Source organism: Nocardia sp. NBC_01503, from assembly GCF_036327755.1.
Taxonomy (GTDB): Bacteria; Actinomycetota; Actinomycetes; order Mycobacteriales; family Mycobacteriaceae; genus Nocardia.
On sequence record NZ_CP109596.1, the window covers coordinates 324,041 to 343,466 of the forward strand.

A 19,426-nucleotide genomic window follows, 5' to 3' on the forward strand; every position below is an offset into this window, starting at 1 on the left:
GGGTGGCGCGCAGTCCTATTCAAGGCGGTCTGGCCGGGTCGGTTCGGCGCGGGCTCGCGGGCCCTGTCCAGCGTGGCCTGAGCACATTGGCGCAGCGGGTCGCGACTCCGCCTATTCCGGTGCCGACGCTCGCGGACACGATCACCGCACGACAGCGCTTCTTCGGGGTGGATGCGGTCGACGCCGACACCGGCGCCGCGCGTTCGGACCAGGTGATCCTGAGCTGGTTCGGCTGCGCGAGTTTCGCCGTGGCACTGGGTGGTTCGGTATTCCTGCTGGACGCCTGGGTGCCCCGCGGCGCGACCTCGGGATACGTCCCGACCACGCCCGCCGAGGTCGCGGCGCTCCGCCCCGCCGCGATCTTCATCGGCCACGGGCACTTCGATCACGCCGCCGACGCCGGACCGATCGCGCAGGCCAGCGGCGCGGTAGTGCACGGCACCGCCGAACACTGCGCCACCGCGCGCAAACAGGTGCCCGGCACGCCCGAATTTCGTTGCGTAGAACTGGGTTCCAGCGCTTCCCTCCCCGGCGACCGCTACGATTTCGAACTCGCACCCGGTGTTTCGGTGACCGCGATCCGCCACATCCACTCGGCGCGCACCTCCCGGTACGAGGGCGCGGACGCCTGCGACCCGGTGAAACCGACCCCCGCCCTCCGCGATATCCGTTCGTACCCACCATCTCTCGCCGACACCGCGCACCTGCTCCGCCGACTCACCGACCCCGAAGGCGGCGTCCTGCTCTACCAATTCCGCACCGACACCTTCACCCTCACCTGGCACGACTCCTCCGGCCCGTTATCGGACAAGGCACCGCGGGTGGTGGAGGTCCTGCGCACCCTCCCCGAATCCGACGTCCACGTGGGCGCGGTCCAGGGCTACAACCAATTCACCAACGGCCTACGAGACCCCCGCACCTACATAGAAGCCCTCCGCCCCAAGGTCTTCGTCCCCAACCACCACGACAACTGGCTCCCCCTGATAACAGCCCGCGGCGAGGCGTTCCGTGCACCCATGGAAGCCGAATTGTCCCGCATGACAACAGTTCCCGAACTCCGCATGCTCCTGGACCCCACCGACTATATAGTCCCCGGCCGCCTCTCCTTCCCCGCGAAGTAGCTCACCGAAACCGCAACACCATGGTCACGCTCGTGGTCCCGTCATGCGCCAGCTCGGTGTCGGGTACAACCGTGAACCCCAGCCGCTCGTACAGCCTCAACGCCGGATTATCCACTCGCACACTCAAACTCACCGCGCCGTAGCTCGGCCGCGCAGCATCGAGCAGTCCCATCATGAGCGCGGTCCCCAACCCAGTGCCGCGCAGCCCCGGCGACACCGCGATGGCGAGTTCCGGCGTGTACTCGTCGACGAACCCGTACGCGGCATCCTCCGCGGTGAACAGCCGCGCCCACGCCGCCCCTGCGGCGCATCACCTTCCCCACCGACAACCCCGAAATCCCCTACCCGGCCCCATCCTTCGACATACCGCGCCAACGCGGGAATGCCGCGCAACTCCGCAGAAGACTCCCGGCCTTGCGCACGCGAGTACGACGCCTCGAACAGCATCTCCCACAAGAACGTCTCGTCGGCTACCGCGGCCGGGCGAATGATCAACGCAACCATCCCTCGATGGTAGAGACCGCCCCGGCCCGCCCGGACATTTGTCGATCGGCAGTTTCAGCAGCTCGCGACCAATCCTTCAACCGTAAGCACCACGAGAATCAGCACAGCCGACTGTCACCGAATCTGCAGTCAGGGAGCCTGTCTCATCACATCCTCCACGTAACTAGCTGCGCTGCAATGCTATTGACGGAGCATTAGTCGCTCACTCGGGCAACGTGTCGGTCCCTCGTCGTACTGTGTGATCCGAAGCGGGCCAGCAGCTTCAGTTCGGAGGTACCAAGCATGCCAACCCAAACCAGCGCCACAGAAGTCGTCCAGCACTTCACAAGCAGGGGCCGGATCGCGCTGCGCGAACTTCAGAAGTGGAAGCAACGACCGGGGTGTGAGCACGTTCCGCAAGCTGTCCTAGGACATACAACCAGTGCACCGTACACGATCGCGGCCGACGATATTATGCGTCTCGAAACCAAACACCCACTTGGGCAAGCTCGCCCGCAGAACGTGAACAAGATTGCTGCGATTCGAAATTGGCGCCCAGACTTTGCGTTCACGCACCTATTCCATTTCATGCTGGAGCAGCACCATGGAGTATTCAGCTGGGAGGAGTTCCGGATGTGGGCTCAAGGTCCCGATGTCCGCGAGTGGCTGTGGGAGCCAGCACAGAAATTGGTCCGCGACGCCATCGAGTCCGGGTTCGATTCAGACCTCGCCCACCAAGCCATGCAGTGGCGCATCGGCAACTCTTATTACTCGTTCCTGCGCGAACTGTATGTGATCGCTCGGTTCAGGGAATGCGGCATACCGCTTCTATGTCATCCGCTGGCAGATGCACTTTTCAGGGCCGATGCGTGGTGCGAAGGCATGATTCTGGAGCTATACATTCCCAACCCGGCGTACAAGACGGCGTACACCGGCCGGAAGTTCAAGGCTGCCGACTTCTTCACCGATCAAGAGCATCTGACCGTCCTCTCCCTCGAGTTGCCCGTCCAGCGAATCTTCGGCGAGGTACACCTGCCCACTGATGAGACGATCAACGCCGCCGTGGCACGCCTTCGCACAGCCGCTGGTCAACGAGTCACCTGAGAAGGCGGCGGTTGGAAAACCACGCCGCCACTGTTCGATAAAGATCAACATCGCCCGAAAGAACCTGGCACACTTCACTTGTGAAGCATGGGGCTGAAGGGGAATTTCGCGAGGTGCTGATCCAGCACCTGGACGAAGCCGGTGACCAGCAAATCGGGCTATCCGAAGCTGCAGAGGAGAGAGCGAACACTACGACCCATGTTGATGCCGCACTCGAACTGGTCGAAGCCGAGTTGAGGCGCCTGGATCCGGACGGAACTAAGATCGCGAGGGTCCTCCGCGACACGATTGACCAGCTCCTCAACGGAGAAGTCACTGGCCGATACGACTGGAAAACCCTTATGAAGACGGAGAAAACGCACGCTGGAACGCTCGTCGAGATCAATCTCCAGCGAGAATTTCAGTTCGCCGACGGTCTGGTCATGGACTACAAAATCGCTGGACAAGAGGTCGATTGCAAGTACTCCCAGCGGTTCGGTGGTTGGATGATTCCGCCAGAAGCGCTAGGTCATCTCTGCCTGCTGGTGTGGGCCGATGACTACATGAGCAAGTGGAGCGCCGGACTCGTGCGCATCGAGAAAGACATGCTCAACATCGGAAACAATCGCGATCTCAAGCTGACAATCCGCGCTGAAGCTCGTAGCAAAATCGTGTGGCTCTGGCATTGCAGCGACCTCCCCGAAAACATCCTCCTCCACCTCGATGAGCCCATACGCCGACAGATCCTGATCGAAGGAACACGCAAAGGTCAGGCCCGCGTCATCGAGTTGTTCCGTCTGGTCCGCGGGCGGCGGATCTGGCGTGGTGTCGTCCGCACGGTCGCGCAACAGGTCGACTACATGGCTCGCGTGAGAGAAGGCAGCCCGGGTAGAGCACGTCCGAAACTACGGCACGAAGGCATCATCATCCTTGGCGACTACCCCGTTCACCAGGCCATAGCCGCAGATCTGGGCGGCCCAGTCCCTCGGCGCGGTGAGTTCGTAGCTCACCGCGTGGTACGCGCGTTGCCCCAGCACGGCGATCGACCACGTGCAAAGATCGCAGGCGAATTCTGGGTAGTAGCCAAAGAAGACGAACCCACAACCGGACCAGCTCCACTACTGCCCGACCCGCAGGGCGCTTGACCAAGCATTTCGCCCCCGGGCTACCCGATCAGCACACGAAAGATGTTCCGGCATTGCAAGAATCGTGGCCGGGCCCGGCAAATTGCGCGCATCCGGAGAGTCCACAGACCTTCCAGCGCTCTATCCCATATGATCGCTCACATGTTCGGTTCCGCCCAAGACTCTCGTGACAGCCGCAATAGCGCTGTCCAGATTCTCGTGCTCCCAGAGACGGACGACCTGCCAACCAGCTTCGGACAGTGCGGCATTCGCGGCGCGGTCGCGCTCCATGGTGCGGCGAAGCTTTGGGGCCCAATACCATTCGTTCGTCGTCGGCTGACGGCCGTGTTCCGGGCAGACGTGCCAGAAACAGCCGTCGACAAAGATGGCAACCTTGCGCGCCGTGAAGACGATATCGGGCCGGACCTTCACAGCTCCGAGGTCGAGTCTGAGATCCTTGCGATACCGGTAGCCAAGCCGATGCAGCTCACGGCGCAGCGCGAGCTCCGGTTTGGTGTCAGTCCGGCGGTTGGCTCGCATGTTCCGGGAGCGCCCCTCGTTGAGAGGCGCAGGGTAACGACGCTGTTCGCGGGCGTCCCGCCGGGCTTCCGCGGATCGGCCCTCGATCAAATCTGTCCCAATCTCAAACAGTTCTATGCCATGCGGAAAGATACTCCAGCACGCACCATCACATGATCCGGCCCCCGCAGTGAAAGGCATCAGCGTGACCGACCTTCGTGTCATCGAAGCCCATGCCGACTTCGGACGGCAGTTCATCGGCAGCACAGGGAAGGGCGCATGACTCGCATGAAGGCACCTGCCGAAGCAGCCGCTGCGCGGGAAGAGCCCCGGTACACCTCGATCGAGATCTGTGCCGGTGCGGGCGGACAAGCTGTAGGCCTGCATCAGGCCGGATTTGGTCACCTGGCACTGGTTGAGATCGACAAGCACGCAGTCGAGACGCTCGAACTCAATATTCAAGACCATGAGGTCTGGGCTTGGGAGCGCGAAAACTGCGACATACTCGCGACAGATGTCAAGGAATTCAATCCCTTCGAGGATTTGAAGAAGCGGGCTGAGCCCTTGAAGCCTGGGGAGCTCGACCTGCTGGCAGGCGGCGTTCCCTGCCCGCCGTTCTCACATGCGGGCAAGCAGTTGGGCAAGGACGACGAGCGCGACCTCTTTCCTCGCATGCTCGAGCTGGTCGACATTCTCAAACCGCGCGCGGTGATGATCGAGAACGTCCGAGGTATCAAGGATCCGAAATTCGCGCTCTACCGTGACTGGATCACGGCGAAGCTGGAGGGCGGCTACTTCCTTGGCGACGATGGCGAGTTCGTCGACGAGCAAGGCCTCGGGTACAAGGTTTGCAAGTGGGAAGTGCTGGAGGCCAGCGACTTCGGCGTGCCACAGCTGCGCCCTCGTGCCATCCTGGTCGCATTTCGCAGCGATGTCATCGAGGATCTGAAGTACGAATGGCCGACGGCCACCCATGAAGATCCGGTCTCCGTGGCAGACAGCCTCGAAGCCACCATGCGTGAGCGCTACGAACAACCATATTTCAAGGGAGCCCACAAAACTCGAGCCAAAGCTGCATTCAACAGATGGCTCACGACGGCACGTCAGCGCGACAACGAGCTCAAGGGTAAAGGCGGAGGTATCGCGCCCACATTGGTTGGCGGGTCGAAGAAACATGGCGGCGCTGACCTCGGCCCCAACCGGGCCAAGGCTGCGTGGAAACAGCTCGGCGTCTCAGGTATGGGTGTTGCCAATGACATTGAGACCTGCAAGGTCAAGCAAACCGAAGAACGAGACTTGTTCGGCCCCGACGGACCGATGCTGACAGTACGACAGGCTGCAATCATCCAGGGGTTCCCGTCCGAGTGGGAGTTCACCGGCGGGAAGACCGCCCAGTATCGGCAGGTGGGCAATGCCTTCCCACCACCGGTAGCCAAGGCTGTCGGCCAGTCGATTATCGAAGTGCTGAAAGCTGCGGACGAGCGCGATCGGAACGGGAACTGACCGGGATCTTAGGGTGTCATCCTGACGGATACGATCTGTCGTAGCTCGTCAGGGTGTAGCGCCATCGCGGCCCGCGATGAACCATCCTGTGGCAGTTCGAGCACAGCAGGATCAGATCGGCGAGCTTCGTCTCCGTCTCACCCGATACATGGAGCGGGACGATGTGATGGCATTCGATGTAGTCCTTACCGCGCTCCCCGTACACCGCTTCGAAGTCGAAGCCGCATACTTCGCAGTACACCCGGGGATTGTGGCGCAGGAATTGAGCAATCTTCTTCTTCCTGGCCCGGGGACTGCGTTCGCGACGGTAGTACAACGCCTCCAGTAGCCCACCCTCCAGGACTCCTTCATCCATGTCGACGGCGGCGCCACCGAAGGCAATGTCGATAGTCAATACCACGGAGGCCGCCGACCGGCGTATCTGGTCGGCCACGGCATGCATCTGAGCTGGGTCCGACCGGAAGTCGTCCAGCACCACGCCATCCAAAGAGCCACCACGCGTGGGTTTTCCGGTGTAATCCGGATGCCGGGTGGCGATGTCCGTAGTCTTGCGCGACACGCTGTTCAGGCTTCGAAACTTCTCATCGCGCACCCTCGGCTCGTGGATCGGCAGCGAACGCAGCAACGTCGACAAATCCCGCACCCGCGGGTCGTTTTCACACAGTTCGGCCCACCCGTTCTGCCAAACCAGATCACATGCCAGGATCAACTCATCCCGAGTCCACGCCGGGTTCCGAACCATTTGAACCACAGTAGATTCGCATGCGATCCGTAGCAATCTGAATCGCCCCGAGTTTCGTGCTCACTCTCTTTCTTGAGAGGATGGGCACGAGATGCCAGCGAAGTACGACGAAGCGACCAAGGCCAAGGCTGTGCGGCTGGTCGTCGATCACCGTGATGATTACGACAGCGAGTGGGCCGCGATCAAGGCGGTCTCGTCCCGGCTGGGTATGACTGCGGAGACGCTGCGGAAATGGATCCGCCAGGCCGCGGTCGATCGGGGCGAGTCCGAGGGGACCTCGACGGAGTCGGCCAGGGTCATCCGTGAGCAGAAGCGGAAGATTGCCGAGCTGGAACAGACGATCGAAATCCTCTCTGCGGCAACGTCTTTTTTCGCGCGGGACAGGCACCCGCGACACCATTAGTGTGTGAGTTCATCGCCGAGCACAGGGCACGGTTTCCGATCGCGGCGATGTGCCGGGCGCTGACCGGGCGCGGGGTGAAGATTTCCCCGCGCACCTTCCATGCCTGGGCGAAACGTGCGCCGTCGAAGCGGGCGTTGTGGGACACCACGGTCACCGAGATCCTCGCGGGCTATTACGAGCCCGACGAGAACGGCAAACGTAAGCCGGAATGCCTGTACGGGGCGGAGAAGATGTGGGCGCATCTGCGACGCGAAGGGATCCCGGTCGCTCGGTGCACGGTGGAACGGTTGATGCGGGCCAATGGGTGGCGAGGTGTGGTGCGGCGCAAGCGGATTCGCACTACCGAGGCTGATCCGGCTGCCTCGCGGGCGGTGGATCTGGTGGATCGGCAGTTCCGGGTGCCGGCACCGAATCTGCTGGTCGTGGCCGATTTCACCTATGTGCGGTTGGTGACCGGCGCATTCGTGTACACGGCGTTCGTGATCGACGCCTATGCGGGCCGGATTCTGGGCTGGGAATGCTCGACCAGCAAACTGACCGCGTTCGTGGAATCGGCGATCCGACAAGCGGCCGCGCTGCGGGTCCGTGAAGGGCATCCGCTGATCGATGCAATCCATCACTCGGATGCGGGAAGTCAGTACACATCAGTGAAATTCGGTGAGACACTGATGCTTTCAGGACTCAAGCCGTCGATCGGGTCGGTTGGGGATGCTTTCGACAATGCCCTCGCCGAGACCACGATCGGGCTCTATAAGACCGAGGCGGTCCGGGATGATTCCCCGTTCCGGCGTGGCCCGTTGCACCGCCTGGCGGATGTCGAGCAACTCACCCATGAGTGGGTCAGCTGGTTCAACGAGTCCCGGCTGATGCACCGACTCGGCCGCAAACCGCCGACCGAGTACGAGGACGACTACTATGCCGCTCTGACCGAACAACCGGTCGGAGACAGATAACCGGGTGTGCACGAAACCCGGGGCGATTCATCGGCGCTCAGATGTACGGCGACGGGCTGGGGGCGCAGGGGATTTCGGTGGGGGTACCGAAGGTGTTGAGTACGAGGGCGGCGACCGTCGGGTCTACCGAGACGCTGTTGTGGCCGGCCATGTTTACCGGGCAGACGTCTTGCAGGACGATGTTTGTCGCGTTGGGGGCTTCGCGGAGGCCGCTGGTGTAGGGGACTACTTCGGTGTCGGCTCGGGTTGCGAGGTTGGTGTAGTGGACGTTTGGGGCGTAGACGCCGGCGGCTTGGAGGTTGTGGATGAAGTCGGAGACGGGGAGCATGTCTACGCAGCCCTGGCAGACGGGGCGGAGGGCGGCGAAGGTTTCGGGGGCTACGTTGAGGCCGTAGGCGGCGTTGACGATGGGGTCGGCGGCGTGGGTGCCTGCCCAGATGGGGACCAGGTTGAAGGATTGGTCCACTACCTTGTCGCCGCCGTCGAACAACAGGTAGTTGGCGGCTACCAGGGTGCCTTCGGACCAGGTGAGGAGGTTGACCTTCTCGGCACCGGTCTGTTGCAGGACCCGGTCGACGAAATCGCGTAATTCCTTGCTGGACTGTGGTATTGGTTCCAGGCCACCCATTCCGGCAATGGGGCCGGATTGGCCGGGGTAGATGCCGTAGGTGACGGAGTACACGCAGTAGCCGTTGTTGTGTAGCAGGGGGGACATGGCGGGCCAGCCCGCGCCGTTGCCGGTGATGCCGTGGACCAGGACCACCGGCTCGGGGTGGGCGGCGGTGGGGACACAGGTCCAGTCGTTGCCGCCGGGCGGGGTGAAGGGCGGTGTAGCGCTATTGGTGTCGGCGAACCATTGCGCGACCGAATAGTTGACGGGGAGTTGCTCCGGTTCGGCCGAGGCCGTGCCCGCGGTGCAGATCAGCGCCGCGGTGGCGATCAGGGAAAGACTGATACGACTACAGATTCGATGCAACTCATGCCTCCGCGGGTCGACGCACGCCAGGTAGCCAGAATGTCGCTCGGGCGTACCTTAGCGGGCGCGATCACGCGGAACGGGGACGAAACGCCGGACGGCCACCGGCACTCGGCCACGCGGCCGAATACGACCGGACAGCCCGGCAAGAGATCGAGTGACGACCCGCCTCCAGCGTCCGACTCGACTACAGACCCGCACCCAGCGTGCGCAGGCAGCGCACCGTCAATTCGGCGGGGGTCGCTCCCCCGGCGGCGGAGTCTTCCACGACCGCCCACTCCTCCAGTGCGATTCGGATTGCCCCGGCGGCGGCCGCGGCGAGCAGGCGCACGCGTACCGGGTCGGTGCCGGGTTCGGCCAAATCGGCCAGGACCCTTCGCAATTCGCGTTCGCCCTCCATATTGATGCGGTGCCAGACCGCGCGGAGGGCGGGATCGGTCTCCATCGCACGCAAGAGACCCCGCGTGAGTTCGAAATCGTCTCCGCCGGAGAGGGATTGCAGGGCGGCCAGTTCGAGTTCGGCGACCGTGGGCAGTCGGCGCGGACCCGCGGCGATGATCTCCAGCCAGTGTTCCGCGCCCGTGGTGAGCATCGGCTCGACGGCGTCCTCCTTGGTGCGGGCGTAGCGGTAGAAGGTGCGCAGGCCGATGCCGGCCTCGGCGGCGATGCGTTCTGCGGTGACCTCGGCGGTGCCGTATTCGGCGAAGAGGCGAGCGGCGGTGCGGGCGATATCCAGGCGCGTCTCCACCTTGCGGCGTTCGGCCAGGGTGAGGCGCTGCTCGGGTGCGAGCATGGCACGTCCTTCGGTCGGAGTGGTCAGGCTCATCCTAGTCTCCGGATGCCACTATGGCACGTCATGCCATTCAGGCGTAACGTGTCAATCAATGGGGGACGAGACACTGAAGGAGAAGTTCGCAATGGAGCGTTTCACCGACCGCCGAGTACTCATCACCGGCGCGGGCTCGGGCATCGGCCGGGCCACCGTGCATCGCGTGCTCGCCGAGGGCGGGCAGGTCGTCGCCGCCGATATCAATGAGGCCGGACTGGCCGAGACCGTCAAGCAGGCCGCCGATCAGGGCAATGCCGAGCGGATCAGCTCGGTCACCATCGATATCGGCAATGAGGATTCGGTGCGGGCGGGCGTCGCCACCGCGCTGGAGACCCTGGGCGGGCTGGACGCGCTGATCAATGCCGCCGGGATTCTGCGGTCCGCGCACACCCACGAGATGCCGCTCGAAGATTTCAACAAGATCATTACCGTGAATCTGACCGGCACCTTCCTGATGGTCCGCGAGGCACTGCCCGCGCTCCTGGCCTCCGAGAAGGGCGTTATCGTCAACTTCACCTCCACCTCGGCGTTCTTCGCGCACCCGTACATGTCCGCGTACGCCGCGTCCAAGGGCGGCATCATGTCCATGACGCATGCGCTCGCCGCCGAGTACAGCAAGCAGGGTCTGCGTGTGGTCGCCGTCGCGCCGGGCTCGATTTCGAGCGATATGACCGACGGCCGCGGCCCGGGCCTGCCCGCCGATGCCGATCTGAGCCTGTTCATGAAGCTGGCCCCGGGGATCGGCCAGGGCTTCGCTTCGCCCGATACCGTCGCGGGCGTGGTCGCCATGCTCGCCTCCGATGACGGCGCGTTCATCACCGGCACCGAGATCCGCATCGACGGCGGCACGCACTACTGAGTGGTTCTCGGGGGACGACACCGGGAACCCGTCATACCAGAGGACTAGGCGGACCCTGAATTCTCACCGAACTCTGTTCATGCCATATCTTTTCGGCGATCGGATTCGGCAGAGTGATCGATATGAGCTCGACGAGAAGTAATTCCGCACGACGGATGATCGCCCGGGTCGCAGTGGCCGGGGCGATCGCCGCGATTCCCCTTGCCGCGGTATCGATTCCGGCCATGGCGGACGCCCCCGCCGGACCGGATGTCACCGCAGTCAACCGGCCGCACTGGGACGACCGGGACGACTGGAACAATCCTTGGAACCGCAATAACCCGTGGGACCGCGACAATCCCTGGGATCGGAACAATCCGTGGGATAACGACAACTGGCGCGACCGCCATGACCACTGGGACGACCGCGATCAATGGAATCGCGATCCCCTGCGCTCGTTCCTGCGCCAGTGGGTGCCGACCGGATCCTTCGGGAGTCGTTGAACCCCTGTGTGAGATCGGCCCGGCATTGTTGGGATGCCGGGCCGATTCCGTGTTCAGCGGGCGCGTTCGGCGGCCGCCGCCACCCCGTCGAGCACCAGATCCAGGCCGAAGGCGAAGTCCTGATCGGCGGATTCGGGTGCGTCCGGGACGGATTCGAAGAGCCCGGATCCGAGCAGCGCGGCGACCTCCGGGAATCGATCCGAATCAACGACACCGGTCAACTCGCGGACATACTGCCGCAGCGCCTGCTGTTCATCGACGTGTGCCGCCCCGCGACTCTCCGTCAATTGCCGATCCAGCACGAACGCCTGGCGCACATAACCGCCGACGACCGTGATCACGCCGATCTTGGCGGCCCAGTCCAGACCGGTCTCGCGCAGGGTGCGCAATCCGGCATCCATCCAGGCGATGGCGTTTGGCCCTCGTGGCGGCCCGGTCACCGGCAACTGCGCCAGCCACGGGCGGCGGCGAAAGACTTCCGACTGCGCCAGCGCCCAGCAGCGCAGTGCGGGACGCCATGTGGGAGAGCCGGATTCGGGCGAGCTGCCGAGTGTCGTCGTGGCACCGGTCCGCTGCGGTGAATCCGACGTCGACACCGTATCGGAAGTAGCCCCGCCTGCCCGATCGGGCTGCGATCCGGGGACTTCACCGGGCGCGGATCCAGGCGCAAGCCGCTGCGCCGAATCCGGGGCGGGTCCCAGCGCCGCATCGACCATCAGCCCGACAAGCTCTTCCTTCGACCCGATGTGCCGATACAGCGACATCGGCGTAACCGACAGCGCCGCGGCGATTTTCGGCAGTGTCGCACCGGCGAGACCGCTCTCGTCGGCGAGCCGCACCGCGGTGTCCACAACCCGATCGATATCGAGTTCAGCCGGGCGACCCAGCCTGGGACCGGCCCGCAGTCGCCACAGTCGCACCAGGTCGTCGGGCATTTTCGGCTCGGACATGCCGCGGCTTTCCTCCTCTTCGAGACTGCCGCCGAGATTAGCATAGACCTTATAGTATAAGTCTTATACTATCGATGGCATGGATACCGACCTGCTTCGCCGAGTGACGGGAACCGCCGCCGTCATCGGGGCCGCGCTCACCCTGATCGAAATACCCCTGTACTTCGTCTACGACGGCCCGCCGCCGGACTGGAATGTCCTCACCCGCAGCCTGTTCGGCCTCGCGGGCATCACGACGCTGATCATCTTCTTCACCGGCTTCGGATATCTGGTGAAACGCACTCTCCCCGAGGCGGATTGGATTGCGGGTATCGCCGCCAACGCCGGACTCATCTGGCTCACAGTGGCTTTGGTCTCCACCGGCCTCGAAGTCGGCGCGGTCATCCAGGCACCCGACCCCATCGACCCCACCATCACGGTCAGCGGCACCTACATCCTGTACGGCACCATCTCACGGTTCCTGGAGGCACTCATGTTCTGCGCCTTCGGTTTCGCCGTCCGCCGCACCGCACTGCTCCCCCGCTGGACGGCGACGACGGCCTTCGCGCTGAGCCTGATCAACCTGGCGTTCGTCCCGTCCATGTTCTTCGGGAACACCCCCGCGAACTTCTACGCGGCCAATGGCTGGGGCACCACCGCCACCCTCGGCGGTTTCACCATGATCTGGATGCTGGCCGTAGGAATCACAACGGCCCGGCACCCCCGAAAGGTGCCGGGCCGTAATGCGGTGCGCGCGTAGTACTTACGGCGCGTGCAACGAGACTTAGGCGGTCTCGGTGATGGGCCGGTCGACCCAGCTCATCAGGCCGCGCAGCTTGGCGCCGGTGACCTCGATGGGGTGCTCGGCGTTGGCCTTGCGCAGGCCCTCGAGCTCGGTGTTGCCGTTCTCGACATTGGCGACGAGGCGCTTGACGAAGGTGCCGTCCTGGATGTCGGCCAGGATCGCCTTCATGCGCTCCTTGGTGCCGGCGTCGATGACGCGCGGGCCCGACAGGTAGCCACCGAATTCGGCGGTGTCCGAGACCGAGTAGTTCATGCGGGCGATGCCGCCCTCGTACATGAGGTCGACGATCAGCTTGAGCTCGTGCAGCACCTCGAAGTAGGCCATCTCGGGGGCGTAGCCCGCCTCGACCATGACCTCGAAGCCGGTCTTGACCAGCTCTTCGGTGCCACCACAGAGCACAGCCTGCTCACCGAAGAGGTCGGTCTCGGTCTCTTCCTTGAAGGTGGTCTTGATGACGCCGGCGCGCGCGCCACCGATGGCCTTGGCGTAGGACAGCGCCAGGGCCTGGCCCTCGCCCTTCGGGTCCTGGTCCACGGCGATCAGAGCCGGAACGCCCTTGCCGTCGACGTACTGACGACGCACCAGGTGGCCGGGGCCCTTCGGGGCGACCATGGCGACGGTGACGTTGGCCGGAGCCTTGATCAGACCGAAGTGGATGTTCAGGCCGTGGCCGAAGAACAGCGCGTCGCCGTCCTTGAGGTTCGGCTCGATGTCATTGGTGAAGATGGACGCCTGCGCGGTGTCCGGCGCGAGGACCATGATCACGTCGGCCCAGGCGGAGACCTCGGCGGGGGTGCCGACGGTCAGACCGGCTTCTTCGGCCTTCGGGCGGGACTTGGAACCCTCGGTCAGGCCGACGCGGACGTCGACGCCGGAGTCGCGCAGGCTCAGCGAGTGGGCGTGGCCCTGGCTGCCGTAGCCGATGACCGCGACCTTCTTGCCCTGGATGATCGACAGGTCAGCGTCGTCGTCGTAGAACATCTCGACTGCCACTTGGGTTTCTCCTTCTGGATTCTGTGTCTAAGTTTCGGTCCCGGCGCTCAGCATGCCGGGCGGTGCAGCGATTGGCCGCCGGGGCGGCCGGTTACTAGCGAGTCGCTGTGATGGACTTGGGTCCACGGCCCACTGCGACAACTCCGGACTGCACGATCTCACGGATGCCGTACGGCTCCATCATGCGCAGCAGTGCGTCGAGCTTGGACCGGGTGCCGGTCGCCTCGATGGTCAGCGCATCGGGCGACACATCGATCACCTTGGCGCGGAACAGGTTCACTGCCTCGATCACCTGGGTGCGCACGCTGGCGTCGGCGCGCACCTTCACCAGGATCAGTTCGCGGGCAACGGAACTGTCGTTGTCCTGCTCGACGATCTTGATGACGTTGACCAGCTTGTTGAGCTGCTTGGTGACCTGCTCGAGCGGCAGATCCTCCACCGTCACGACGATGGTCATGCGGGAGATCTCGGGAATCTCGGTGCCGCCCACCGCGAGCGATTCGATATTGAAGCCGCGGCGGGAGAACAGGCTGGCGACGCGCGCGAGCACGCCGGGCTTGTCCTCCACCAGCACGGAGAGGGTGTGGGTGGTGCTCATTCCTCGGTCCCCTTCTGGGCGGCCTGCTCGTGCGACATCGCCTCGTGGATGATGGCCGGTTCGGAGACCGACTCGTCCTCGTCGAACAGCGGGCGGATGCCACGCGCGGCCATGATCTCGTCGTTCGACGTACCGGCGGCGACCATCGGCCACACCTGCGCGTCCTTGCCGACGATGAAATCGATCACCACGGGACGGTCGTTGATCGACTGCGCCTCGCGGATCGCGGCCTCGACGTCCTCTTCCTTCTCCACGCGAATGCCGTGGCAGCCCAGGGCCTCCGCGAGCTTCACGAAGTCCGGGATGCGCAGGGTGTGCGTGCCCAGATCGGTGTTGGAGTAGCGCTTCTCGTAGAACAGGGTCTGCCACTGGCGGACCATGCCCAGGTTGCCGTTGTTGATCAGCGCGACCTTGATCGGCACGCCTTCGACGGCACAGGTGGCGAGCTCCTGATTGGTCATCTGGAAGCAGCCGTCACCGTCGATGGCCCAGACCTCGCGGTCCGGCATGCCCATCTTGGCGCCCATGGCGGCGGGCACGGCGTAGCCCATGGTGCCCAGGCCGCCGGAGTTCAACCAGGTGCGCGGCTTCTCGTACTTGATGAACTGCGCGGCCCACATCTGGTGCTGGCCGACACCGGCGCAGTAGATGGCGTCGGGTCCGGCGAGCTGGCCCAGCTTCTCGATGACGAACTCGGGCGAGAGCGAACCGTCGGACGGGGTCTTCCAGCCCAGCGGGTACTGATCGCGCACACCGGAGAGGTACTGCCACCAGTCGCCGAGCGCCAGCAGCGGGGTGCCGGTGGCGGCCGGATCGGCCTTGAGGGTCTCGATGAGTTCGGCGATGACCTCACGGCAGTCGCCCACGATCGGGACGTCCGCGTGCCGGTTCTTACCGATCTCGGCCGGGTCGATATCGGCGTGGATGACCTTGGCATTGGGCGCGAAGGAGTCCAGCTGACCGGTGACGCGGTCGTCGAAACGCGCGCCGAGGGTGATCAGCAGATCCGACTTCTGCAGCGCCGCAACGGCTCCGACGGTGCCGTGCATACCGGGCATACCCATGTTCAGGGTGTGCGTATCCGGGAACGCGCCGCGGGCCATCAGCGTGGTGACGACCGGGATACCGGTCAGCTCGGCCAGTTCGAGCAGTTCGGCCGAGGCGTCGGCCTTGATGACGCCGCCGCCGACGTAGAGCACGGGGGACTTGGCCTCCATGATCATGCGGGCGGCCTCGCGCACCTGCTTACCGTGCGGCTTGGTGACCGGACGGTAGCCGGGCAGCCGCATCTCCGGCGGCCAGCTGAAGGTGGTCTGCGCCTGCAGCACATCCTTGGGGATATCGACCAGGACCGCGCCCGGGCGACCGGAGGAGGCCAGGTGGAACGCCTCGGCCAGCATGCGCGGGATATCGATCGGGTCGGTGACCAGGAAGTTGTGCTTGGTGCACGCCATGGTGATGCCCGAGATATCGGCTTCCTGGAAGGCGTCGGTGCCGATCAGGCTGCGCCCCACCTGGCCGGTGATGGCCACCAGCGGCACCGAATCCATCTGGGCGTCCGCGATCGGGGTCACCAGATTGGTCGCGCCCGGACCGGATGTGGCCATACACACACCGACCTTGCCGGTTGCCTGGGCGTAGCCGGTGGCCGCGTGGCCGCCGCCCTGCTCATGGCGGACCAGCACGTGGCGGACCTTGACCGAGTCGAAGAGCGGATCGTAGACGGGAAGAATCGCGCCGCCCGGAATACCGAAAACCGTGTCGACGCCGAGCTCCTCGAGGGAGCGGACAACAGACTGCGCGCCGGTGACCCGCTCGGGCGGGACCTGGCGGCGGTTCGGGGTGCTGGCCGGAGCCACGGCCGGGGAGGCCGAGGGCGCGGGCCGTCGGGCCGAGGGCCCGGGTCGGGCGGTAGGTGCGCTCACCGTCTGGTTCCTTACTGCTTGTCGTTCCAGTTCATGGACTTGCCTGAACACAAAAAAGCCCTCGACAGCCAGGGCTGTTCGAGGGTGGCGCGTCGCAGCTGCGAGCTGACGTAATTGACTCTATAGTCGTCGGCTCAGCGCTGGACGCGCCGGCCGATTACGAGCAACTCGATTCGATTCACGCGCTCGACGGTATGCGCGCATGAGCCGCGGAGTCAAACATCTGACCATGTGTGTCTCATTATGTGAGACAGAGCGGTTGTTCGGGTTCGTTCAACACAATGCGAGGATGGGGGTGTGTCATCACCGCATCAGTCCGTGCCACCGGCGCAATCGTCCCATACCCCCGACCCCGGATCGGACACGGGTCTGTTCCGGGAGGTCCGATTCCGCAGTGACTGGCTATGGTTGCCCGCGATCTTGATCGTTCCGCTGATCATTACCCTCCCGCTCTGGCTGCTCCGCCTGCAAACGGACCTGACCAGCAACGGGGTCGAAACCCGCGGCCTGTTCCGCACCCGGCGGGTGCCGTGGTCCGAGGTTGCCGGGGTCCGCGTCCCGGGATTTGGACGGGTGCACCTGCGGACCACCGACGGGCGCGATATCCCGTTGCCCGGCGTCGACTTCAGCCGCCTGCGCTCGCTGGTGCTGGCCTCGCGCGGGCACATCCCCGATCCGGGTGTCCGGGTAATCGGACTGCCGCGGCTCGCGCATATCGCGGTCTTCATGGTGCTGATGGGTGTGATCTTCCCGTTCTCCGGATTGCCGCAGGTGCTGTGGGTGCTGTTCGCGATTCCGATCGTCATGGCGGTGTGGATCGAGCGCACCCGAACCAAGGTGTCGGCCGACGGCCTGGAGCTGCGGTCGATGTTCTCGACCCGGCATATCGACTGGTCCGAGGTGAAGGGCCTGCGGATTCCGCGCCGTGGATTCCTGCAGTTGCATCTGGCCGATGATTCGGATGTGACCTTGCCCGCTGTCAGCTATGACCGACTGCAGGATCTGGTGGAGGCGTCGGCCGGGCGCATTCCGGATCCGTTCGTCGAGCCGGAGGACGCGGACGCGGCTGCCGACGAGGCCACGGCCGAAACGGGCGAGAGCGACACTTCAGACAAGTAGCGGCGTGTTGGGGTGCGAGGATTCGGGCGCTGACGGGGATCGATCCGCGCGGGAGTAACGTTGGAACACGCCGAAAGCATTCGGCGTAGTCGCCGACCAGCCCCCTGCGACGAGAACCCGAGGACCCCATGCCACCGCTTCGCTCACGCACCACCACCGTCGGACGCAATGCCGCGGGCGCTCGCTCGCTCTGGCGCGCGACCGGCCTCACCGACTCCGACTTCGGTAAGCCGATTGTCGCCATCGCGAACTCGTATACGCAGTTCGTACCGGGTCACGTCCACCTCAAGGACGTGGGCGAGATTGTGGCCGAGGCGGTTCGGGCGGCCGGTGGCGTACCGCGTGAGTTCCACACCATCGCCGTCGACGACGGTATCGCCATGGGTCACGGCGGCATGCTGTATTCGCTGCCCTCGCGCGAGATCATCGCGGACTCGGTGGAGTACATGGCCAACGCGCACACCGCGGACGCGCTGGTCTGTATCTCCAACTGCGACAAAATCACTCCCGGCATGTTGAACGCCGCCATGCGGTTGAACATCCCCGCCGTCTTCGTCTCCGGCGGTCCGATGGAGGCCGGTAAGGCCGTGGTCGTCGGCGGCGTGGCACAGGCCCCCACCGATCTGATCACCGCCATCTCCGCCTCCGCCTCGCAGACCGTCACCGATGAGGGTCTGGACGAGGTAGAGCGCAGCGCGTGCCCGACCTGTGGTTCCTGCTCGGGCATGTTCACCGCGAATTCGATGAACTGCCTCACCGAGGCCCTGGGTTTGGCGCTGCCGGGCAATGGCTCCACCCTGGCCACCCATGAGGCGCGGCGCGCGCTGTTCCAGCGCGCCGGACGGGTCATCGTCGATATCGCCACCCGCTGGTACCGCGATGACGACGCCTCGGTGCTGCCACGAAATGTGGCCACCGCCAAGGCTTTCCGCAATGCCATGGCCCTGGATGTGGCGATGGGCGGCTCCACCAATACGGTGCTGCACACCCTGGCCGCCGCACAGGAGGGCGAGATCGACTTCGATCTGCAGACCATCGACGAGATCTCGCGCCGGGTGCCCTGTCTGTCGAAGGTGTCGCCGAACTCGGATTACCACATGGAGGATGTGCACCGCGCCGGTGGCATTCCGGCCATCCTCGGCGAGCTGCGCCGCGGCGGGCTACTGGAAACCGACGTGACCAATGTGCACTCGGCCTCCTTCGACGAGTGGCTGGACACCTGGGATATCCGCTCCGGCAAGGCTTCCGAGGAAGCCGTCGAGCTGTTCCACGCCGCGCCCGGTGGGGTGCGCACCACCGAACCGTTCTCCACCGCGAACCGCTGGTCCTCCCTCGATACCGATGCCGAGGGCGGCTGCATCCGCGATATCGAACACGCCTACACCGTCGAGGGCGGGCTGTGCGTGCTGCGCGGCAACATCGCCCCCGATGGCGCGATCCTCAAGACCGCGGGCATCGATGAGGACCTGTACACCTTCGAGGGTCCGGCCGTGGTGGTCGAATCCCAGGAGGAGGCCGTCTCCATGATCCTGGGCAAGAAGATTCAGCCAGGTGATGTGGTCGTGGTGCGCTACGAGGGTCCGGCGGGCGGTCCGGGTATGCAGGAGATGCTGCACCCGACCTCGTTCCTCAAGGGTCTGGGCCTGGGCAAGGTGTGCGCGCTGATCACCGACGGCCGCTTCTCCGGCGGCACCTCGGGCCTGTCCATCGGCCATGTCTCGCCCGAGGCGGCCAGCGGCGGCGCCATCGGTCTGATCGAGAACGGCGACCGCATTCGCATCGATGTGCACACGCGCGCCCTCGAATTGCTGGTACCCGATGAGGTTCTCGCGGAGCGCCGGGTGAAAATGGAAGCGTCCGAACGGCCTTGGCAGCCCGTGAATCGCGAGCGCCCGGTCACCACCGCGTTGCGGGCATACGCCGCGCTGGCGACCTCGGCAGATAAGGGAGCCGTGCGGCGGGTGCCGTAAGAAAGAGCAG

At 64.6% G+C, this 19,426-nt stretch carries 19 protein-coding genes; 10 read left to right on the forward strand and 9 right to left on the reverse strand.

From position 1 onward, the window contains the following. Nucleotides 1-2 precede the first annotated feature (2 nt). Complete coding sequence (locus OHB26_RS01390) at nt 3-1,121, forward strand: MBL fold metallo-hydrolase (protein WP_330182418.1); 1,119 nt, start codon at nt 3-5, stop codon at nt 1,119-1,121. A gap of 1 nt (nt 1,122) precedes the next feature. Here OHB26_RS01390 and OHB26_RS01395 read toward each other — a convergent pair whose 3' ends face one another. Next, nucleotides 1,123-1,404 (reverse strand): GNAT family N-acetyltransferase, encoded by a 282-nt coding sequence (locus OHB26_RS01395; protein ID WP_330185452.1) that lies wholly within the window; start codon nt 1,402-1,404, stop codon nt 1,123-1,125. A gap of 503 nt (nt 1,405-1,907) precedes the next feature. Between OHB26_RS01395 and OHB26_RS01400 the strand changes: the two genes are divergently transcribed. Both OHB26_RS01400 and OHB26_RS01405 read left to right on the forward strand, forming a co-directional pair. Next, nucleotides 1,908-2,708, forward strand: a complete 801-nt coding sequence (locus tag OHB26_RS01400) for a hypothetical protein (protein ID WP_330182419.1) — start codon at nt 1,908-1,910, stop codon at nt 2,706-2,708. An 80-nt stretch (nt 2,709-2,788) separates the two neighbouring features. After that, nucleotides 2,789-3,832 (forward strand): NaeI family type II restriction endonuclease, encoded by a 1,044-nt coding sequence (locus tag OHB26_RS01405; RefSeq protein WP_330182420.1) that lies wholly within the window; start codon nt 2,789-2,791, stop codon nt 3,830-3,832. 120 nt (nt 3,833-3,952) lie between these two features. On the opposite strand, the gene OHB26_RS01410 is transcribed toward OHB26_RS01405, so the two are convergent. Then, nucleotides 3,953-4,351, reverse strand: coding sequence for a very short patch repair endonuclease (locus tag OHB26_RS01410; protein WP_330182421.1), 399 nt, complete (start codon nt 4,349-4,351; stop codon nt 3,953-3,955). 258 nt (nt 4,352-4,609) lie between these two features. Between OHB26_RS01410 and OHB26_RS01415 the strand changes: the two genes are divergently transcribed. Next, a complete protein-coding gene (locus OHB26_RS01415) occupies nt 4,610-5,833 on the forward strand; it encodes a DNA cytosine methyltransferase (protein ID WP_330182422.1) in 1,224 nt (407 codons plus the stop codon). Nucleotides 5,834-5,849: 16 nt separating this feature from the next. Here OHB26_RS01415 and OHB26_RS01420 read toward each other — a convergent pair whose 3' ends face one another. Beyond that, nucleotides 5,850-6,575: an HNH endonuclease gene (locus OHB26_RS01420; protein WP_330182423.1), complete on the reverse strand. Its 726-nt coding sequence runs from the start codon at nt 6,573-6,575 to the stop codon at nt 5,850-5,852. A gap of 91 nt (nt 6,576-6,666) precedes the next feature. Between OHB26_RS01420 and OHB26_RS01425 the strand changes: the two genes are divergently transcribed. Further along, nucleotides 6,667-7,931 (forward strand): IS3 family transposase gene (locus tag OHB26_RS01425; RefSeq protein ID WP_330182424.1). Its coding sequence is split into 2 segments (ribosomal slippage): nt 6,667-6,946 and nt 6,946-7,931, totalling 1,266 coding nucleotides; the frame shifts between segments, so codons are not numbered across the junction. Nucleotides 7,932-7,968: 37 nt separating this feature from the next. Here OHB26_RS01425 and OHB26_RS01430 read toward each other — a convergent pair. Both OHB26_RS01430 and OHB26_RS01435 read right to left on the reverse strand, forming a co-directional pair. Then, nucleotides 7,969-8,907 (reverse strand): lipase family alpha/beta hydrolase, encoded by a 939-nt coding sequence (locus OHB26_RS01430; protein WP_330182425.1) that lies wholly within the window; start codon nt 8,905-8,907, stop codon nt 7,969-7,971. Between the two features lie 187 nt (nt 8,908-9,094). Continuing rightward, nucleotides 9,095-9,733: a TetR/AcrR family transcriptional regulator gene (locus OHB26_RS01435; protein WP_330182426.1), complete on the reverse strand. Its 639-nt coding sequence runs from the start codon at nt 9,731-9,733 to the stop codon at nt 9,095-9,097. A gap of 91 nt (nt 9,734-9,824) precedes the next feature. Between OHB26_RS01435 and OHB26_RS01440 the strand changes: the two genes are divergently transcribed. Together OHB26_RS01440 and OHB26_RS01445 are read left to right on the forward strand one after the other, a co-directional pair. Then, nucleotides 9,825-10,595: an SDR family NAD(P)-dependent oxidoreductase gene (locus OHB26_RS01440; RefSeq protein WP_330185453.1), complete on the forward strand. Its 771-nt coding sequence runs from the start codon at nt 9,825-9,827 to the stop codon at nt 10,593-10,595. A gap of 122 nt (nt 10,596-10,717) precedes the next feature. Continuing rightward, the gene (locus tag OHB26_RS01445) at nt 10,718-11,077 is read left to right on the forward strand and encodes a hypothetical protein (RefSeq protein WP_330182427.1); all 360 of its coding nucleotides are present in this window, start codon (nt 10,718-10,720) and stop codon (nt 11,075-11,077) included. A gap of 53 nt (nt 11,078-11,130) precedes the next feature. Here the strand turns inward: OHB26_RS01445 and OHB26_RS01450 are convergent, their stop codons facing one another. Beyond that, entirely contained in the window at nt 11,131-12,027 is an 897-nt protein-coding gene (locus OHB26_RS01450) for a TetR/AcrR family transcriptional regulator (RefSeq protein WP_330182428.1), read from the reverse strand. A 79-nt stretch (nt 12,028-12,106) separates the two neighbouring features. Between OHB26_RS01450 and OHB26_RS01455 the strand changes: the two genes are divergently transcribed. Beyond that, nucleotides 12,107-12,766, forward strand: coding sequence for a hypothetical protein (locus OHB26_RS01455; RefSeq protein ID WP_330182429.1), 660 nt, complete (start codon nt 12,107-12,109; stop codon nt 12,764-12,766). Nucleotides 12,767-12,790: 24 nt separating this feature from the next. Here the strand turns inward: OHB26_RS01455 and ilvC are convergent, their stop codons facing one another. The 3 genes from ilvC to OHB26_RS01470 all read right to left on the reverse strand — a co-directional run bounded on the left by ilvC (nt 12,791) and on the right by OHB26_RS01470 (nt 16,327). Then, a complete protein-coding gene (gene ilvC, locus OHB26_RS01460; protein ID WP_330185454.1) occupies nt 12,791-13,792 on the reverse strand; it encodes a ketol-acid reductoisomerase in 1,002 nt (333 codons plus the stop codon). A gap of 106 nt (nt 13,793-13,898) precedes the next feature. Continuing rightward, the gene (ilvN, locus tag OHB26_RS01465) at nt 13,899-14,402 is read right to left on the reverse strand and encodes an acetolactate synthase small subunit (RefSeq protein WP_067574357.1); all 504 of its coding nucleotides are present in this window, start codon (nt 14,400-14,402) and stop codon (nt 13,899-13,901) included. Beyond that, complete coding sequence (locus tag OHB26_RS01470; RefSeq protein ID WP_330182430.1) at nt 14,399-16,327, reverse strand: acetolactate synthase large subunit; 1,929 nt, start codon at nt 16,325-16,327, stop codon at nt 14,399-14,401. The genes ilvN and OHB26_RS01470 overlap by 4 nt, the downstream gene beginning before the upstream one ends. A 420-nt stretch (nt 16,328-16,747) precedes the next feature. On the opposite strand from OHB26_RS01470, the gene OHB26_RS01475 reads away from it, so the two are divergent. Continuing rightward, nucleotides 16,748-17,446, forward strand: a complete 699-nt coding sequence (locus OHB26_RS01475) for a PH domain-containing protein (RefSeq protein WP_330182431.1) — start codon at nt 16,748-16,750, stop codon at nt 17,444-17,446. A 128-nt stretch (nt 17,447-17,574) separates the two neighbouring features. Next, nucleotides 17,575-19,416 (forward strand): dihydroxy-acid dehydratase, encoded by a 1,842-nt coding sequence (gene ilvD / locus OHB26_RS01480; protein WP_330182432.1) that lies wholly within the window; start codon nt 17,575-17,577, stop codon nt 19,414-19,416. Nucleotides 19,417-19,426 lie beyond the last annotated feature (10 nt).

Bases quoted from the DNA above. Each gene is read 5' to 3' on its own strand.
- ilvD (WP_330182432.1), top strand. From the start codon at position 17,575: ATGCCACCGCTTCGCTCACGCACCACCACCGTCGGACGCAATGCCGCG.
- OHB26_RS01420 (WP_330182423.1), bottom strand. From the start codon at position 6,575: ATGGTTCGGAACCCGGCGTGGACTCGGGATGAGTTGATCCTGGCATGT.
- OHB26_RS01400 (WP_330182419.1), top strand. From the start codon at position 1,908: ATGCCAACCCAAACCAGCGCCACAGAAGTCGTCCAGCACTTCACAAGC.
- OHB26_RS01445 (WP_330182427.1), top strand. From the start codon at position 10,718: ATGAGCTCGACGAGAAGTAATTCCGCACGACGGATGATCGCCCGGGTC.
- OHB26_RS01415 (WP_330182422.1), top strand. From the start codon at position 4,610: ATGACTCGCATGAAGGCACCTGCCGAAGCAGCCGCTGCGCGGGAAGAG.
- ilvC (WP_330185454.1), bottom strand. From the start codon at position 13,792: ATGTTCTACGACGACGACGCTGACCTGTCGATCATCCAGGGCAAGAAG.
- ilvN (WP_067574357.1), bottom strand. From the start codon at position 14,402: ATGAGCACCACCCACACCCTCTCCGTGCTGGTGGAGGACAAGCCCGGC.
- OHB26_RS01455 (WP_330182429.1), top strand. From the start codon at position 12,107: ATGGATACCGACCTGCTTCGCCGAGTGACGGGAACCGCCGCCGTCATC.
- OHB26_RS01435 (WP_330182426.1), bottom strand. From the start codon at position 9,733: ATGAGCCTGACCACTCCGACCGAAGGACGTGCCATGCTCGCACCCGAG.
- OHB26_RS01450 (WP_330182428.1), bottom strand. From the start codon at position 12,027: ATGTCCGAGCCGAAAATGCCCGACGACCTGGTGCGACTGTGGCGACTG.
- OHB26_RS01410 (WP_330182421.1), bottom strand. From the start codon at position 4,351: ATGCGAGCCAACCGCCGGACTGACACCAAACCGGAGCTCGCGCTGCGC.
- OHB26_RS01440 (WP_330185453.1), top strand. From the start codon at position 9,825: ATGGAGCGTTTCACCGACCGCCGAGTACTCATCACCGGCGCGGGCTCG.